This window comes from Corynebacterium sp. HMSC075D04 (assembly GCF_001815635.1).
Taxonomy (GTDB): domain Bacteria; phylum Actinomycetota; class Actinomycetes; order Mycobacteriales; family Mycobacteriaceae; genus Corynebacterium; species Corynebacterium coyleae.
The window spans coordinates 12,962-29,593 of record NZ_KV821321.1 but is presented as its reverse complement, the minus strand read 5'-3'; the positions used below and the strand labels follow the sequence as shown (position 1 = coordinate 29,593).

Here is a 16,632-nt window from a genome sequence, read left to right as displayed (position 1 = left end):
GACTCATCCGTCAAGCATGACGCGACTCATGACAGCGTGTCCCCGACAGGATTCGAACCTGCGACCTTTGGTACCGGAAACCAATGCTCTAATCCACTGAGCTACGGAGACAATGCCGATCACACTAGCACCCCGTGTGTGGGCAGAAGAAATTGGTGCAGCGCTTCACGACGAAACCCTCAGGACACTCTCAGCCACACGCCATGGTTTCTCAACACCGGTGTTTCATAATGATTGTGCGCCGCGGGAACGGCGTGACACGGGAAACAATGACAGCGAAATGGCCGGCCCCAAAAGGGACCGGCCATTTCGTGTATCTCACCCCGGCGAAGGCGCCGGGGAAGAGGGAGTGTTACTTCACGACCATGACGATGAGGTCACGCGGGCCGTGCACACCCTCGACACGCACGAGCTCGATGTCGGAGGTAGCGGACGGGCCAGAAATCATCGTGGCCGGGTGCTCCGGGTTGATACGGGCGATCATCTCCGGCACACCGTAGACCACGGAATCTGCACGCACGATGCAGATGTGGCGGTCCGGAACCAGAGACAGTGCGCGGCGGCCGCACACGTCGCCGGCCTCCAGCACGATCGAGCCGGTCTGCGCGGAGGTGACGTGGGAATCCGTCACCACGGCGTCCACATCGCCCAGCGCACGCGGATCCGACGTGACGTCATCCGGACGGGCAGTGCCGGAGAAACCGTCGAACAGGGAGGCATCCAGGCCCGGTGCGTAGACAACGTCCTTGCACTTGCGGTCTGCAAGCACCTTCAGCAGGTCGTCGCCAAGCGTCTGCTCGGTGGTTTCCACAACGTCAGCCTTGTAGTCCACAAGACGGTCGATAAGGATTTCGCGCAGCTCGTCGCCCTTGATGTCGGACGTGGTGCGGTACTCGCGGACCACCTCGACATGCTCCGGAACATTAGAGAGCTTGTGGGCGTTGCGGATGCGCTTGAGAATCTCGCGCTTCGCAGCCTCGTTACGGGAGTCGCGGGCGGGGGAGCCTGCAGCATTACCAGTAGTGGTAGTCATTTACTTCTCCTCCTCGATCGGCTTGGTGTTGACCTTCTGGCCGTTCGGAATGCCCTGCTCACGTGCCTCGGACAGCAGACGCTTCGCCTCGTCCGTCTCCCACCACTGGCGGAAGGACTTCTTCGGCGGCACCGCAACATCGCGGTAGCCAGTCCAGCCGGAGATTGGAGGCGGCATGGTCTCGATCTTGCCGTTAAAGCCGCCGAGCACACGACCAAGCGCAACCATGCGGACCAGACGGTTCCACACGTTGCTGCGGCCCCACACCTGAGCCAGCGACGCGAACGCAGCCTGCTCCATGCGGTTCGGCTCGTTCTTCGCCTTCTGGTAGCGCAGCTCCAGCAGAATGTCGGTGATCGGAATCTTCACCGGGCACACCTCGTTGCAGCGACCGCACAGCGAGGACGCGTACGGCAGGGAACCGTTCGGGTCGTCCGAAGAATCGATACCTGTGAGCTGCGGGGTCAGGATTGCACCAATCGGGCCCGGGTAGGTGGAGCCGTAGGAGTGGCCGCCGGCACGCTCGTAGACCGGGCAAACGTTCAAACAAGCCGAGCAGCGGATGCACTTGAGTGCCTCGCGGCCGATCTCGTTAGACATTGCGGCGGTACGACCGTTGTCCAGCAGAACAATGTGGAAGTTCTGCGGGCCGTCGCCCTCGGTCACGCCGGACCACAGGGAGGTGTACGGGTTCATGCGCTCGCCAGTGGAGGAGCGTGGCAGCAGCTGTAGGAACACACCGAGGTCATCGAAGCTCGGCAGGAGCTTCTCAATGCCCATCACGGTGATAAGCGTCTCCGGCAGCGTCAGGCACATACGGCCGTTACCCTCAGACTCGACGATGGAGACGGTGCCAGTGTCGGCGCAACCGAAGTTAGCGCCGGAGATGGCAACCTTTGCCTCCATGAACTGCTGGCGCAGGTACTGACGTGCAGCCTCTGCAAGCTCCGCAGGTTCCTGAGTCAGCGTCTCGTCAGTGTTCGGCATCTTCGCGGCGAAGATGTCGCGGATCTCCGCACGGTTGCGGTGGATCGCCGGGACGAGAATATGGGACGGGAAGTCCTCGCCGAGCTGCACAATAAGCTCAGCCAGGTCGGTCTCCTGAGCGAAGATGCCGGCTTTTTCCAGCTCGTCGTTCAGAGCGATTTCCTGGGTTGCCATGGACTTGATCTTGACGACCTTGTCCTCACCAGTCTCCTTGATCAGGCCCTGGATGATCTCGTTGGCTTCCTTGGAGTCGCGAGCCCAGTGGACGTGGCCACCGCGCTTGGTCACGTTCTCCTCGAACTGCTCAAGCAGCTCGGGCATACGTGCCGCAACGTCGCGCTTAATGGTGGAGCCTGCTTCGCGCAGCTGCTGCCAGTCATCCAGCTCGTCGACAACGTTCTGACGTTTCACACGAATGGTCGTGGTGGCGTACTGGTAATTACGGCGCTTGGTGACGTCGTTAAGTTCGTGGTGCGCAGCCTTCTGGAACTTCTCCTTGCCGCGCAGGTGAGCCGGGCCGTTGGCAAACGGCGGCATCGTGGGCTGTCCGAGTGCAACCTTCACAGCATCTTCTCCTTCGTGTACGCCGCAGACGTCGGAGTCAGCGGGTGCTCCTTGGTGGAGGCGAGGATCTCAGCCATGTGCACGGCACGAATGCCTTGGTGCTGGCGAGACAGTGCACCACCAATGTTCATCAAGCAAGAGGAGTCACCAGCGGTGACAAACTCCGCCTGGGTCTCCTTGATGTGGCGGACCTTGTCGGACACCATCGCGGAAGACACCTCAGGCATCTTCACAGAGAATGTGCCGCCGAAACCGCAGCACTCCTCGGAGTTCGGCAGATCCACAAGCTCAAGGCCCTCAACGTGGCGCAGCAGCTCGGTCGGACGGTCGCCGACCTTGAGGAAGCGCAGGGAGTGGCAAGAGGAGTGGTAGGTCACGCGGTGCGGGAAGAATGCGCCCACGTCGTAGGTGCCGGCGACATCAACGATGAATTCGGAGAGATCGTAGGTCTTCTTCGAGGCGATCTTTGCGCCGTCGACAAGCGCCTTGGAGCCGAAACGCTCCGCAAGCTCGACGTGCTGCTCGCGGACAGCTCCCGCGCAGGAGCCCGAAGGAGCCACAACGTAGTCAATCGACGAGTCTGCAAAGGCATCGACGTACGTCTCAATGATTGGGACGGCTTGTTCTTTGTAGCCAGTGTTGACGTGCATCTGGCCGCAGCAGGTTTGTTGCTCGGGGAAGACAACCTCATAGCCGAGACGGGAAAGCACAATGGCCGAGGCCTTATGCGCGTCAGGGAAGAGGGCGTCGCCGATACAAGTAGAAAACAGAGCTACTCGCATTTCGGGCTCCTATCGTGGGAAATCTCAGGGAAAACGACGAAACTCCCGAGGTCACTTGGACCTCGGGAGCACCGTAAAAGGATGGCAGTTACGGAACGACCGGAGCAAGGACCTCTAGAACGTTCGACTGCAGAAAGACTATCACGCACACTGCGAGCAAGAAGCCGAAGGACCAGCCCACGACCTTCTTGAAAATCTCGGACTCCTTGCCCTCCATGCTCACCGCGGTAGCGGCAATTGCGAGGGACTGCGGGGAGATCATCTTGCCCACAACACCACCGGTGGTGTTAGCAGCCAGCATGAGGTCCGGGTTGAGGCCAAGGTTGTTCGCGGCGGTGACCTGAAGGTTGGCGAACAGGGCGTTGGCCGAGGTGTCGGAACCAGTCACAGCCACGCCGACCCAGCCAAGCATCGGAGCGAAGAACGCGAATGCCGGGCCGAGGTTGGCAAAGAACTCACCAATGGTCACGGTCTGACCCGAATAGTTCATCACGTATGCCAGTGCGAGCACCAGCATGATGGTGACGGCAGACCAGCGCATCTTCCATGCGGTGTCCACGAACTCCTTACCAACTTGGCCCCAGGTGAGGCTGTAGCGACCGTTGTCGTTGAACACCATGTAGGCGATGGAGACGATGATGGCGGAAATGACCATCAGCGAGCCCGGGTTGTTGATGTAGGCGAATGAGTAGTCGGTGTTGACCGGCTCGCCCGCAGCGTTGAGCAGCTGGCCATCGATGACTGGCCACGGGAACGAGATCTTGAACTGCTTGAGCCAGGTCGGAATCGTGGTGCCCAGGTTTGCCAGGCCGAACACGACAACGACGATTGCGTACGGCATGAGTGCCATCCAGACGCGGCTGCCGGTGAGCGCTTCAGTGTCGCCATCTTCGTCGGCGTACGGCTCGAGGCCGAGGCGCTCACGCATGGCTTCCACACCGCGCGGCTGCCAAAAACGCAGCAGCACAAACGCGGCGCCAAGTGCGACGATGCAGGCAATAACGTCGGTGAGCTGGTAGGCGAAGTGGTTGGAGGTCCACCACTGGGCGATCGCGAAAGCCAGACCGATGACACCTGCGGCCGGGGCGGTCTCCTTGACGCCACGGAAGCCGTCGATAAGCAGCGCAATGATGAACGGCACGAAGAACGCCAGAACCGGGGTCTGGTGGCCGACGATGGCGGCGATGTTCTCGGTCTGCTCCAGCGTACGACCACCCACGTCACCTGCGGTGGTAATCGGAATGGCGACGGCGCCGAACGCCACAGGTGCAGTGTTCGCAATGAGCACCACGGTAGCGGCCTTCAGCGGCGGGATGCCGAGCGCGAGAATCATCGTCGCGGTAATAGCAACCGGGGCACCGAAGCCGGCGAGGGCTTCAAGCAGGCCACCGAAGCAGAAAGCGATGAGCATCGCCTGGATACGAACGTCACCGTTGCCCATCTTGTCGAACACAAGGCGAAGGTCCTCGAAACGACCAGAGGCGACCGTGATCTGGTAGAACCAGATGGCCGTCAGGATGACGAATACGATGGGGAACAGGCCGAACAGGCCACCGCGGAACGCGGAAGAGATGGCAAACGCGGTCGGCATATGGAAGCCGAAGATGGCCACGAGAATTGCAACGATAAGTGCAACAAAACCCGAGGTGTGAGCGCGAGCTTTCACGCCGAGCAGCATGATGAAGAAGGTTAACAGCGGCAGGGTAGACACCAATGCCGACAGACCAGTGCTGCCACCGACTGCGTCGGTGAAGATTTGGAATTGGTCCATAAAACAGGGCTCTTTCGAGACAGGAACGGAAAAAGAAACGGGTGACCGTGGCCTCGGCGTGCGAGACCCGATGGGCTAAATATGCCAAACAAGGCAGCGAAGTGAAAAGATTTGCCCCTCAAGGGGGATGTGAATTAGCGCACTTTGCGTATCGACGACCATCCGTATGCGCCCGTGTCAAAGCCCTCAATTACACTGCATGCCCATGACGCCAGCAGAACTTGCCACCACCGTAAAAGCCGCCGCAGAGCGCGTGCTTGCAGACCATGATCTCGACGCCTCTGTTGTCCCCGACACCGTGACTGTGGAGCGCCCGCGAAATCCGGAGCACGGCGACTACGCCACCAACATTGCACTGCAAGTGGCGAAGAAGGCGGGCACGAACCCGCGCGAACTCGCAGGCTGGCTTGCAGAGGTCTTGGCAGAGGACCCAGCCATCGCCGCCGCTGAGATCGCAGGGCCCGGCTTTATTAACCTGCGCCTCGCCGCAGACGCCCAGGGCCAGCTGGTAGCCAAGGTGCTCGAGGAGGGTGCCGCGTTTGGCAACTCCGACATCTACGCCGGCGAGAAGGTGAACCTGGAATTCGTCTCGGCGAACCCGACCGGCCCGATTCACCTCGGCGGTACCCGCTGGGCTGCGGTGGGTGACTCGCTGGGCCGCGTGCTTGAGGCTTCGGGCGCGAAGGTGACCCGCGAGTACTACTTCAACGACCACGGTGGCCAGATCGACCGCTTCGCGCGTTCGTTGGTTGCTGCTGCCAAGGGGGATCCAACCCCGGAGGATGGTTACGGGGGCGATTATATTCGCGAGATCGCTCAGGCGGTCGTCGAAAAGCAGCCCAATGCTCTCGAAGGCACTGATGCTGAAGTGCAGGAGACCTTCCGCGCTGCTGGCGTGGAGATGATGTTCGCGCAGATTAAGCAGTCGCTGCACGATTTCGGCGTGGACTTCGACGTGTACTTCCATGAGAACTCGCTGTTCGAGTCGGGTGCGGTGGATAAGGCGATTGCCACCCTGAAGGAAAACGGCAACCTGTATGAGGCTGACAACGCGTGGTGGCTGCGCTCCTCTGACTTTGGCGACGACAAGGACCGTGTGGTGATCAAGTCCGACGGCGACGCGGCATACATCGCCGGCGACATCGCCTACGTTGCGGACAAGTTCGACCGCGACCACACGCTTGCCATTTATATGTTGGGTGCGGACCACCACGGCTACATCGCACGTCTGAAGGCTGCGGCGCAGGCGCTGGGCTACAACGCGGACGCCGTCGAAGTGCTCATCGGTCAGATGGTCAACCTCGTGCGCGACGGCCAGGCGGTGAAGATGTCCAAGCGTGCAGGCACCGTGATCACGCTTGAGGATCTTGTCGACGCCATTGGCGTGGATGGCGCGCGCTACTCGCTGGTGCGCTCCTCTGTGGGCTCCTCGCTGGATATCGACCTAGATCTGTGGACGAAGCAGTCCTCCGACAACCCCGTCTACTACGTCCAGTACGGCCACGCGCGCCTGTGCTCGATTGAGCGTAAGGCCAAGGAAGCCGGCGTGACGCTGCCCGGCGTCGCGGACATCGACTTGGGCCTGCTGACCCACGAGAAGGAAGGTGACCTGATCCGCACGATCGGTGAGTTCCCTGCAGTCGTGCGCGCCGCCGCAGAGCTGCGCGAGCCGCACCGCATTGCCCGCTACACCGAAGAGTTGGCCAGCGCCTTCCACAAGTTCTACGACTCCTGCCAGATCCTGCCGAAGGCCGGCGAGGCGCCGGAGCCGATCCACACGGCACGTCTCGCACTTGCGATGGCGACACGCCAGGTGATTGCAAACGCGCTGGGCCTGATCGGCGTGAGCGCCCCGGAGCGGATGTAATGACTGTTTTCGTATCCACCCCGTACAGCACCGACGAGGGCGACTTCAACGAACTGCCCACACACGTTTGGCCGCGAAACGCCAAGCGTGAAGAAGACGGGGTAGTGACCATCGCTGGTGTGCCACTGCCTGAGATCGTCGCCGAATACGGCAGCCCGGTTGTCGTCGTGGATGAGGACGATTTCCGCTCTCGCTGCCGCGACATGGCGGAACCATTCCGTGCGCCGGAAAATGTGCACTACGCGTCGAAGGCCTTTTTGACCCGACACATTGCACATTGGGTGGATGAGGAAGGTCTTGCCCTCGATGTGGCGAGTGAAAACGAGCTCCGCATCGCACTTGCAGCCGATTTCCCGCCGGAACGCATCACTGTTCACGGCAACAACAAGTCCGACGAGTTTCTGCGCCTATGCGTGGATTCGCGCGTGGGGCATGTGGTCATCGACTCTCACCAGGAGTTAGCGCAACTGGAAGCTGTCGCCCGCGAGGCCGGTGTCATCCAAGATGTGTTCATCCGAGTGAAGCCCGGCGTGGATGCGCACACGCACGAGTTCATTGCGACGAGCCACGAAGACCAGAAGTTCGGCATTTCCCTGGCCACTGGCGACGCACTTGCTGCGGCCGTGGCAGCAATTGACTCAGATTCGCTGCAGTTGACCGGCCTGCACTGCCACGTCGGCTCCCAGGTCTTCGACGCTGAAGGCTTCAAACTGGCTGCAGAGCGCGTGCTCGGCCTGTACGCAGAAGTGTGGAAGACCTGCGGTGTCGCGCTTGGCTACCTCGATCTTGGCGGCGGTTACGGCATTGCTTATATGTCAGGGGAGCAGCCGCTCGACGTCGCGGCTGTTGCGCGCGACCTGCTTGCCTCCGTGCAGGATGTCGCTGACGAGCTCGGCATCGCCGCGCCGACTGTGGTTGTGGAGCCGGGACGTGCGATTGCTGGTCCTTCTGCGGTGACGGTGTACACCGCGGGTGTGATTAAGGACGTCGATACTTCGTTCACTACATCTCGTCGCTACATCGCGGTCGATGGTGGCATGAGCGACAACATTCGCCCTGCGCTCTACGGGGCGCTTTACGACGCCCGCGTGGTCAACCGCTTCGTCGACGGTGACAACACCGATACCCGCCTGGTTGGTTCGCACTGTGAGTCCGGCGACATTCTCGTAGAGAATGCGAAGTGGCCGAATGATATTTCCTCCGGCGATCTCATTGCGTTGGCTGCGACTGGCGCGTACTGCTACTCCATGGCTTCGAATTACAACGCGTTTGGACGTCCGGCTGTCGTGTCCGTGCGCGGCGGACAGATCACCCCGATGGTGCGCCGCGAGACTGTGGAAGACCTGTTGGCCCGCGAATATTAATTGACCTGAGTGCTTGCTTAAGCGATAGTAGACCAAGCGGTTCAAACCTGTACTTTGCAGCAACGAAAAGGAGCATCCTGACCATGACAGTTGCCAGCGCTGAAGGCATCAACGGAAACTACCCCGGCAAGGGCATCGGTACCCCGGTGGGTATTGCCGTGTTGGGTAAGGGCACCGTGGGCACGGAAGTGCTGCGCCTGCTCAGCGAATTCTCTTCGAACTTGGAAAATCGCATCGGTGGCCCGATCGAGGTCCGTGGCGTGGCTGTCTCCGACGTGGACAAGCACAAGAACGCGCCTGAAGTCCAGGGACTTTACTTGACTGCGGATGCGAGCGAACTGGTCACACGCGACGACGTAGACATTGTCGTTGAGCTCATCGGCGGTATTGATTATCCACGCAAGCTGGTGCTTGAGGCTCTCAACGCCGGCAAGTCTGTCGTAACTGCGAATAAGGCACTTGTCGCGGCACACGGCTCCGAGTTAGCAGACGCGGCGAACGCAGCCGGCGTCGACCTGTACTACGAAGCAGCCGTCGCTGCCGCGATCCCCGTGGTCGGCATGCTGCGCCGTTCGCTCGCGGGCGACCAGGTGCAGCGCATCTCCGGCATTGTTAACGGCACCACGAACTTCATCCTGGACGCGATGGCTTCCACCGGCGCGAGCTACGAGGAGGCGCTGGCTGAGGCAACCCGTTTGGGCTACGCCGAGGCTGACCCGACTGCGGACGTCGAAGGCCACGACGCGGCCTCCAAGGCAGCGATCCTTGCGTCCATGGGCTTCCACACCCGTGTGACGTTCGACGACGTCCACTGCGAGGGCATCACCAAGATCACCGCAGACGACATCGCGGCAGCGAAGAAGTCCAACCAGACGATTAAGCTGCTGGCCATCTGTGAGCGTCTCTTGGACGAAAACGGCAACACCACCGGCATTAACGCGCGTGTGCACCCGACGCTGGTGCCGAACGCGCACCCGCTGGCAACGGTGGACAAGAGCTACAACGCCATCTTCGTCGAGGCAGAAGCAGCCGGCCGCCTGATGTTCTACGGCAACGGCGCCGGCGGTGCCCCAACCGCTTCCGCAGTGTTGGGCGATCTTGTCGGTGCAGCCCGTAACAAGGTCCACGGTGGCCGCGCGCCAGCGGAGAACCCGTACGCGGACTACCCGATTGTGGCGTTTGACGATGTGACCACGCGCTACCACATCAACATGACCGTCAACGACCGCGTCGGCGTGCTCGCAGACCTCACGGCTCGCTTTGCTAAGGCAGGGGTGTCGCTTTCCGCGGTCCGTCAGGAGGAGTCTGGCGACGAGGCACACCTGATCGTCGTCACGCACGGCGCACGTGAAGCTGCCCTGAACGGCATCGTCGAAGAGCTCACCGGCCACGATGATGTGAAGGCCGTCAACTCCGTCATCCGCCTCGACGCTTAAAGGAGCACTCCGTCATGGCAACCGATCTTGAAGTAGGCCTGAAAGCACGAGTGAAGGTGCCAGGTTCGTCCGCGAACCTTGGTCCCGGCTTCGACACCCTCGGCCTGGCGCTGAGCATCTACGACACGCTCGAGGTAGAAGTCATCGAGTCTGGCCTCGAAGTGGAGATCTTCGGCGAGGGAGCCGACGATCTGCCGCGCGATAGCTCGAACCTGATCGTCAAAGCGATCAACTCTGGCCTGATTGCCGCGGATGTGCGGGCGCCGGGTCTGCGCGTGGTGTGCCACAACCAGATCCCGCAATCGCGCGGTCTGGGCTCGTCTGCTGCCGCGGCAGCCGCAGGTGTCGTCGCTGCGAATACGCTCGCGGGCTCGCCGCTGGATGAGGACACCGTCGTGCAGCTTTCCTCCGAGTTTGAGGGCCACCCGGATAACGCGGGTGCATCCGTGCTCGGCGGGGCAGTGGTGTCCTGGACCGACATTCCGGTCGATGGGCGCTCGAAGCCTTCCTACCGTGCCGTGCGCATTCCTGTCGACGAGTCCATCAAGGCCGTAGCCCTCGTCCCGGACTTCCACGCATCCACCAATGCGGTGCGCAAGGTCCTGCCGAGCCACGTCACCCACACCGATGCGCGGTTCAACGTCTCGCGCACCGCTGTGATGACGGCTGCGCTGCAGCACCACCCGCACCTCCTGTTTGAAGGCACCCGCGACCGTCTGCACCAGCCGTACCGCGCCGACGTCCTTCCGGTGACTGCGGAGTGGGTCAACCGCCTGCGCAACCGCGGCTACGCGGCATACCTGTCTGGCGCAGGTCCGACCGCACTCGTGCTCATCACCGAGCCCATCGAGCCTGCGCTTCTCGACGACGCCCGCGCCGCCGGCCTCCGCGTCATCGAACTCGACGTCGCAGGGCCGGTGACCGCAGAACTGCTGCGCGACTAGCGCAAATGCTTTGATGCCCCGGGGTGCACATGCGTACCCCGGGGCATCGTTTTTGTGCGGCATTATGATGTCGCCTTCGGCCGGCTGCCTGGGCCGGGCAAGGCGATGATGTCGAACTCCTCGCGCTGCAGGTGCTTGCGCAGGTCCTTCTTGTCAAACTTGCCTACGGACGTTTTGTCGATTGAATCCACAAACGTCCAATACTCAGGCGCCATCCACTTCGGCAACGTGTCTGCGAGCGACTCGCGGAGTCGTGCGGCAGTCTCCTTTGTCGGCTCAATGCCCGAGAGAAGCTTGGTCACCGCCAGCGGTCGCTCACCCCACTTGGGGTCCGGGATGCCGATGACTGCGCATTCGACGACTTCCTCGGACTCCATAATGAGGTTTTCCACCTGTGCGGAGTAGATCCACTCGCCGCCGGAGCGAATGACATCGCGGGCACGGTCGTAGAGCGTCATAAACCCGGCGTTGGTGACTGTGCCTACGTCGCCGGTACGCAGCCAGCCGTCGGCAGTGAAGTGTGCGCGCACGTCGTCGACTTCTTCGCCACGGAAGGTGGAAGCGATCTCGCCCGGTTCTTGCGTGGGTGAGTGGTAGTAGCCTGCAGCGACCATATTGCCGCGGACCTGAATCTCACCCTGGGTCAAGTCGTTAAACGCCATGACCTGGCCATCGTTGACCACGCGGTATTCCAGCGACGGGGCAAAGCGTCCCTGGGAAATGCGGTAGGACCAGCGCGCCTCACCAGAAGCGCCCGATGGCGGACGCGCCACTGTGCCGACCGTGGTGGTTTCCGTCATGCCCCAGCAGTGGACGATATCCACGCCGTAGCGTTCCTCCCACACCTTGATCAGCGCCGGTGGGGCAGGGGAACCGCCGACGAAGATCTCCTGCAGACTCATTCGTTCCGGGCGATTGTGCAGGTAATGCACCATCAGCTGGATCCACAAGGTGGGCACGCCGTGTGCCACGCGCGGGTGCGTGCTTGCGATAAGTCTTGCCAGTGTCGGGGCAGACACGTCCGAATCGGGCAGAACCAGGGGAGTTCCCGCGAGAAATGCGGCGAACGGTACGCCCCAACTGAGCACGTGATAGATCGGGATGCAGCACAAAAACGTCTCACCGTGCGTGACCGCCAGTGAGTCCGTTGCGCGAAGGCCGGTCGCTTCTAGCCACAACGCGCGGTGGGAGTAGGCGACGCCCTTCGGTGCGCCGGTCGTTGCTGTTGAATAGACCAAGGCAGCGGCGGTGTTCTCCGGGAGTTCGGGCCAGTCGTACTTTGTCGAGCGGCCGTCGAGAAGCTCCTCGTAGCTGTACACAGCGACATGCTCTGGCAGATACGCCGCGGCGTCTGTAATCGGTTCGGCACCTGTAAATGCCACCGCGCGAACCTTGGGGCAAAGCTCCACAACGTTGCCTAACTTCTCCGCAAGACGCGGATCGGCAACGATCAGTTCAGCCTCAGAGTGGTTGGCAACGTAGGCAATCTGGTCCGTCATCAACTGGATATTTAGCGGCGTAAACACAGCGCCCTTGGCGGCGACAGCGAACATCACCTCGAGGTGCTCAGAGCAGTTGTACAGCATGGTGGCGACGCGTTGATCGCTATCAATGCCGAGGTCATCATGCAGGGCGTGGGCGAAGGCCGAAGCGCGGGCGCCGATTTCGGCGAACGTCGTTTCTTCCGCGCCATCAGTGCGCCATGTGGTGCACTTCGTTGTCGCGTGCGCAGTCCTGCCGTATTCGAGAATGCGTGCGACGGAAAAGGGCACTTCCTGCATCGTTGAAAGCATGTTGGCAATGTTAGCGAAGCAATGCGACACGCCCCGGATTAAACCGCGGACGCAAATGCGCTACACTTTGCGCAGGATCGTGCGAACCGCACCCGGCAGGGGTTGTCCCAGGTGGGGATGCGATGGCGGGCACAGCGGCGATTTTTGCTCCCGCACCCCGTGAGATCCGGCAGGGCTACAAAGTTTTACTTCAGTCCAATCCCGATGAAACGCACCGCTTCCAGCATGCACCGTCGCGTGTTAACTACGCGAGAACCTGCTGGTTGAGCGACGAAAGGACACACGTGACCGACACCGGTACCGCGGCAGACTTGGCCGCTATGAAGATTCCGGAGCTGCGCAAAATTGCCGCCGAGAAAGGCCTGAAGGGCGTTTCGGGGCTGCGTAAGGGGGAGTTGATCCAGGCAATTACTACCGGCCAGGTTCCCAAGAAGGCTGCACCGCAGAAGGCGGAGGCCGATAACGCGGAGGCGCCAGCTGCTTCCGAGCGTGCAGAGCGCAAGGCCGACAAGGCCGACAAGACCGACAAGCCTGCAGAAAACGCTGACAAGTCGGCCGACAATTCCAATGACGACGATTCGCGGGGAGCTTCGCGTTCCGCAGCGCGCCGTGCTCGTCGAAACCGTGCGCGTCACCAGCATGAGGACAATGCGCAGGGTGGCGACGCGAGCGACGCGAAGGACGGCAAGGACGGGCAGTCCGAGATCACGGACAACCGCGACGAGAACCGCGAGAACCGCGACAATCGCGATAACCGTGATAACCGTGACAATAACGACCGCGGTGGCCGTAACAACGGCAACAACGGCAACAACCGTGGCGGCCGCAACAACCACCGCGACGATAACGATGACGACCACCAGGGTGGCGGTCGTCGTGGGCGTCGCGGTCGTCGTAACCGTAATCGCAACCGTGACAATCACGGCGGCAACAACAACCAAGGTGGCGGCAACGAGCAGCACTTCGACCCGGAGGACCTGCAGGAGGTTGCAGGTATCGCGGATGTGCAGGACAACGGCTCCGCGTTCATCCGTACCACTGGCTACCGGCAGTCCAATTCGGACGTCTACGTGCCGCAGCGCCTGGTCCGCCAGTCGGGTCTGCGCTCCGGCGACGCGGTAACCGGTCAGGTTCGCGCCAACGGACAGTCGCACCAGCAGGGCAATGGCCGTAACCGTCGTAGCTACAACCAGGTTGTTCGCGTCGACACGATCAACGGCCAGACTCCGGAGGATGCGAAGGGACGCAAGGAGTTCCACAAGCTCACCCCGCTGTACCCGAACCGTCGTCTGCGTCTGGAAACTGAGCCGAAGATCCTGACCACGCGTGTGATCGACCTGGTCATGCCGATCGGTAAGGGTCAGCGCGCACTGATCGTGTCGCCGCCGAAGGCTGGTAAGACGACGATTCTGCAGAACATTGCCAACGCGATCGCCACGAATAACCCGGAGTGCTACCTCATGGTTGTGCTTGTCGATGAGCGCCCGGAGGAAGTTACCGACATGCAGCGCAGCGTCAACGGCGAGGTCATTGCCTCGACGTTCGACCGTCCGCCGTCAGAGCACACTGCTGTCGCCGAGCTTGCTATCGAGCGTGCGAAGCGTCTGGTGGAGATGGGCCAAGACGTTGTGGTGCTGCTCGACTCGATTACTCGCTTGGGTCGCGCATACAACAACTCCTCGCCGGCATCGGGTCGCATTCTCTCCGGTGGTGTGGACTCCAACGCCCTCTACCCGCCGAAGCGTTTCCTCGGCGCTGCCCGAAACATCGAGGAGGGTGGCTCGCTGACGATTATCGCAACGGCCATGGTGGAAACCGGTTCCGCTGGCGATACCGTCATCTTCGAGGAGTTCAAGGGCACCGGCAACGCCGAGCTCAAGCTCGACCGCAAGATCGCGGAGCGTCGCGTGTTCCCGGCTGTGGACGTCAACCCGTCCGGCACCCGCAAGGACGAGCTGCTGATGAGCCCGGAGGAGGCGCGCGTCATGCACAAGCTGCGCCGCATCCTGTCTGCGCTTGATCCGCAGCAGTCCATTGACATGCTGATCAAGCAGTTGAAGAAGACCAAGACGAACGGCGAGTTCCTCATTGGTGTGGCGAACTCGGCACCAATGGCGCAGGCCGAAACTGAGGAGGACTACTCCTAATGGCAGAAAAATCGCATGTTTCGCTTGTCGACGACTACGTCGCCGAATACGAAGGCATCCAGGCCCAAATGGGCGATCCGGAGGTCGCTGGTGACCAGGACCGCTTCCGTAAGCTCTCCAAGCGCTACGCGGAGCTGCAGCCGATCATCAACGTCAATAACGCCCTGAACCAGGCGCGCGATGACCACGAGGCGGCATCCGAAATGGCCTCCGAGGACAAGGAGTTCGCGGAGGAGGCCAAGCGCTTAGAGGACGAGATTGTGCGCCTCGAGGAGGAGTTGGCTGACCTGCTGGCGCCGCGCGACGAGCACGATGGTGATGACATCATCATGGAGCTCAAAGCAGGCGCAGGCGGTGAAGAGGCCGCGCTGTTCGCTGGCGATTTGGCTCGCATGTACCAGAAGTACTGCGAAAAGCATGGTCTGACCTGGGAGGTCCTTGACGTTGCCGAGTCTGACCTGGGTGGTGTGAAAGACATGACCGTCGCGGTGAAGGCGAAGACCCCGTCGCGTGACGGTGCGTGGTCGATGCTGAAGTTTGAAGGTGGTGTGCACCGCGTCCAGCGTGTTCCGGTGACGGAATCGCAGGGCCGCATCCAGACCTCCGCTGCAGGCGTGTACGTCTTCCCAGAGCCAGACGAGGTTGAAAGCGTCAATATCGATGAGAAGGATTTGCGCGTCGACGTCTACCGTTCTTCCGGTAAGGGTGGCCAGGGCGTGAACACCACCGACTCAGCCGTGCGTATCACGCACCTGCCCACCGGCATTGTGGTGACCTGCCAGAACGAGCGTTCTCAGATCCAGAACCGTGCTCGTGCGATGCAGGTGCTGCAGGCTCGTCTCGACCAGATTGAGCGCGAGAAGCAGGAAGCCGAAGAGGCCGAGGGCCGCGCATCGCAGGTGCGCACGATGGACCGCTCGGAGCGCATCCGCACCTACAACTGGCCGGAGAACCGTATTTCGGATCACCGCATTAACTACAAGGCCAACAACCTTGACTCGGTGCTCGACGGCAACATGGACGATCTGATCACGGCGCTGCAGACGCACGAGCGCCAGGAGCGCCTTGAAGCCGAATAGCCTCCGCGACACCATCGCCCGCGCCACGCAGACCCTTGCTGGCGCGGGCGTTGCGTCGCCTGAAGTCGACGCACGCCTGCTCGCCGCGCACTTGATCGGGGTGCCGCCGATGCAGCTCATGTTCGCCGACGCGCCTACGGACTTCGACGAGGCCTACGCCAAACTCATTGCCCGACGCGCGGCTCGCGAGCCGTTGCAGCACATCATCGGCACAGCACCGTTTGTTGACATCGACCTCGCCGTCGGGCCCGGGGTATTTATCCCGCGGCCAGAAACGGAAGTGCTCGCTCAGTGGGCGGTGCGTTTGCTTAGCGACGACACCACCTCGCCCGAATCCCCAACCGTCGTGGACTTAGGCTCCGGCTCGGGTGCGTTGGCCATCACGATCGCCCGGGCGTGCCCGCGCGCTCAGGTAATCGCGGTCGAGCGTTCGCCTCAGGCGCGGACGTACTTGGAGCGAAATGTGGGGGACTACGCGTCGTCGATACGCATTGTCCCAGGGGATATGACCGATCCGGAGTTGCTTCGGGAACTCGACGGTGCCGTCGACATCGTCGTCACCAACCCGCCGTACGTGCCAGAAACCGGTGACTTAGATGTGGAGGTCTACGCCGACCCTCATGAGGCGGTGTTCTCCGGCGCGGACGGGATGCATGCAATTCGGGGGCTCGTTCCGGTTGCGGCAAGGCTGCTGCGTCCGGGAGGGCACCTCGGCATTGAGCATGATGATTCCACGTCGGAGGACGTACAAGACGTGGTGCGCGACCACGGCGCATTCGGCCCGCCGAGTGTGGTCGAGGACCTGACCGGCCGAGCCCGGTTTGTCATGGCGAGTAAGCTAGCCCGGTAACTTTCAGAACATGAA

The 16,632-nt window shown here is 61.7% G+C and carries 12 protein-coding genes and 1 tRNA gene; 7 read left to right on the top strand and 6 right to left on the bottom strand.

All coding sequences use genetic code 11. The annotated features are described in order from the left end of the window. Positions 1 to 37 precede the first annotated feature (37 nt). The 5 genes from HMPREF3048_RS03805 to HMPREF3048_RS03785 all read right to left on the bottom strand — a co-directional run bounded on the left by HMPREF3048_RS03805 (position 38) and on the right by HMPREF3048_RS03785 (position 5,137). A tRNA-Arg gene (locus HMPREF3048_RS03805) sits at positions 38 to 111 on the bottom strand. A 241-nt stretch (positions 112 to 352) separates the two neighbouring features. Continuing rightward, entirely contained in the window at positions 353 to 1,033 is a 681-nt protein-coding gene (locus HMPREF3048_RS03800; RefSeq protein ID WP_070771236.1) for a LutC/YkgG family protein, read from the bottom strand. Next, positions 1,034 to 2,557 (bottom strand): LutB/LldF family L-lactate oxidation iron-sulfur protein, encoded by a 1,524-nt coding sequence (locus HMPREF3048_RS03795; protein ID WP_070421863.1) that lies wholly within the window; start codon positions 2,555 to 2,557, stop codon positions 1,034 to 1,036. A gap of 23 nt (positions 2,558 to 2,580) precedes the next feature. Further along, positions 2,581 to 3,366 (bottom strand): (Fe-S)-binding protein, encoded by a 786-nt coding sequence (locus HMPREF3048_RS03790; protein WP_070771235.1) that lies wholly within the window; start codon positions 3,364 to 3,366, stop codon positions 2,581 to 2,583. 88 nt (positions 3,367 to 3,454) lie between these two features. Beyond that, a complete protein-coding gene (locus tag HMPREF3048_RS03785; protein ID WP_070615283.1) occupies positions 3,455 to 5,137 on the bottom strand; it encodes an L-lactate permease in 1,683 nt (560 codons plus the stop codon). Positions 5,138 to 5,342: 205 nt separating this feature from the next. Here HMPREF3048_RS03785 and argS point away from each other — a divergent pair, with 205 nt between their 5' ends. The 4 genes from argS (at position 5,343) to thrB (ending at position 10,748) form a co-directional block, all read left to right on the top strand. After that, positions 5,343 to 7,004, top strand: coding sequence for an arginine--tRNA ligase (gene argS / locus HMPREF3048_RS03780; protein WP_070771234.1), 1,662 nt, complete (start codon positions 5,343 to 5,345; stop codon positions 7,002 to 7,004). Then, the gene (gene lysA / locus HMPREF3048_RS03775; protein ID WP_070771233.1) at positions 7,004 to 8,368 is read left to right on the top strand and encodes a diaminopimelate decarboxylase; all 1,365 of its coding nucleotides are present in this window, start codon (positions 7,004 to 7,006) and stop codon (positions 8,366 to 8,368) included. The genes argS and lysA overlap by 1 nt, the downstream gene beginning before the upstream one ends. Before the next feature lie 83 nt (positions 8,369 to 8,451). Continuing rightward, a complete protein-coding gene (locus tag HMPREF3048_RS03770) occupies positions 8,452 to 9,804 on the top strand; it encodes a homoserine dehydrogenase (protein WP_070771232.1) in 1,353 nt (450 codons plus the stop codon). Between the two features lie 14 nt (positions 9,805 to 9,818). Next, entirely contained in the window at positions 9,819 to 10,748 is a 930-nt protein-coding gene (gene thrB / locus HMPREF3048_RS03765) for a homoserine kinase (protein ID WP_070452200.1), read from the top strand. A gap of 62 nt (positions 10,749 to 10,810) precedes the next feature. On the opposite strand, the gene HMPREF3048_RS03760 is transcribed toward thrB, so the two are convergent. Beyond that, positions 10,811 to 12,541, bottom strand: a complete 1,731-nt coding sequence (locus HMPREF3048_RS03760; protein WP_070771238.1) for a long-chain fatty-acid--CoA ligase — start codon at positions 12,539 to 12,541, stop codon at positions 10,811 to 10,813. 320 nt (positions 12,542 to 12,861) lie between these two features. On the opposite strand from HMPREF3048_RS03760, the gene rho reads away from it, so the two are divergent. The 3 genes from rho to prmC are packed head-to-tail and all read left to right on the top strand — an operon-like array spanning position 12,862 to position 16,617. Continuing rightward, a complete protein-coding gene (gene rho / locus HMPREF3048_RS03755; protein WP_070771237.1) occupies positions 12,862 to 14,688 on the top strand; it encodes a transcription termination factor Rho in 1,827 nt (608 codons plus the stop codon). Beyond that, the gene (gene prfA / locus HMPREF3048_RS03750) at positions 14,688 to 15,767 is read left to right on the top strand and encodes a peptide chain release factor 1 (protein ID WP_070569885.1); all 1,080 of its coding nucleotides are present in this window, start codon (positions 14,688 to 14,690) and stop codon (positions 15,765 to 15,767) included. The genes rho and prfA overlap by 1 nt, the downstream gene beginning before the upstream one ends. After that, on the top strand, positions 15,754 to 16,617 hold the full coding sequence (gene prmC, locus HMPREF3048_RS03745; protein WP_070771231.1) for a peptide chain release factor N(5)-glutamine methyltransferase: 864 nt from the start codon (positions 15,754 to 15,756) through the stop codon (positions 16,615 to 16,617). Before prfA ends, prmC begins: the two co-directional genes overlap by 14 nt. Positions 16,618 to 16,632: the final 15 nt, after the last annotated feature.

Coding starts and splice junctions, on each gene's coding strand:
- HMPREF3048_RS03800 (WP_070771236.1), bottom strand. CDS start 1,033: ATGACTACCACTACTGGTAATGCTGCAGGCTCCCCCGCCCGCGACTCC.
- HMPREF3048_RS03795 (WP_070421863.1), bottom strand. CDS start 2,557: ATGCCGCCGTTTGCCAACGGCCCGGCTCACCTGCGCGGCAAGGAGAAG.
- HMPREF3048_RS03790 (WP_070771235.1), bottom strand. CDS start 3,366: ATGCGAGTAGCTCTGTTTTCTACTTGTATCGGCGACGCCCTCTTCCCT.
- HMPREF3048_RS03785 (WP_070615283.1), bottom strand. CDS start 5,137: ATGGACCAATTCCAAATCTTCACCGACGCAGTCGGTGGCAGCACTGGT.
- argS (WP_070771234.1), top strand. CDS start 5,343: ATGACGCCAGCAGAACTTGCCACCACCGTAAAAGCCGCCGCAGAGCGC.
- lysA (WP_070771233.1), top strand. CDS start 7,004: ATGACTGTTTTCGTATCCACCCCGTACAGCACCGACGAGGGCGACTTC.
- HMPREF3048_RS03770 (WP_070771232.1), top strand. CDS start 8,452: ATGACAGTTGCCAGCGCTGAAGGCATCAACGGAAACTACCCCGGCAAG.
- thrB (WP_070452200.1), top strand. CDS start 9,819: ATGGCAACCGATCTTGAAGTAGGCCTGAAAGCACGAGTGAAGGTGCCA.
- HMPREF3048_RS03760 (WP_070771238.1), bottom strand. CDS start 12,541: ATGCTTTCAACGATGCAGGAAGTGCCCTTTTCCGTCGCACGCATTCTC.
- rho (WP_070771237.1), top strand. CDS start 12,862: ATGAAGATTCCGGAGCTGCGCAAAATTGCCGCCGAGAAAGGCCTGAAG.
- prfA (WP_070569885.1), top strand. CDS start 14,688: ATGGCAGAAAAATCGCATGTTTCGCTTGTCGACGACTACGTCGCCGAA.